This window comes from Pseudomonas sp. AC083, assembly GCF_979253165.1.
Genome location: NZ_CEEDDH010000090.1, coordinates 1 through 281, shown reverse-complemented (window position 1 = coordinate 281; position 281 = coordinate 1). Strand labels below are relative to the sequence as shown.

General features: G+C 71.2%; 1 protein-coding gene. It reads right to left on the bottom strand.

The annotated features are described in order from the left end of the window. Positions 1–249, bottom strand: a 249-nt coding sequence (locus AC0IXA_RS27325) for an FAD-dependent oxidoreductase (RefSeq protein ID WP_471814886.1), incomplete at its 3' end; no start/stop codon positions are given. Positions 250–281: the final 32 nt, after the last annotated feature.

Below are 281 nucleotides of genomic sequence, written 5' to 3'. Positions count from 1 at the left end.
GTACGAGACGACGTGCGCCGCGTCCGGGTAGGTCTCGCCGGGCTGCGGCGGCATGAGCCGGCCCGGCAGCGAGGAGTACGCGGCCGGGGAGAACAGGTGCAGGGAGTCCCAGGTGTGCTGCCAGGCTCCGCCCGGCTCGGCCTGGGCGTCGAGGATGACGAAGTCCAGGCCCAGGCGGCGCAGGTGATAGCCGGCGGCGAGTCCTGCTTGGCCGCCGCCGATCACCACCACGTCCACGACCTGTGTCATTCGGTGGTCGTCCTGCCGCGCATGAAGATGAC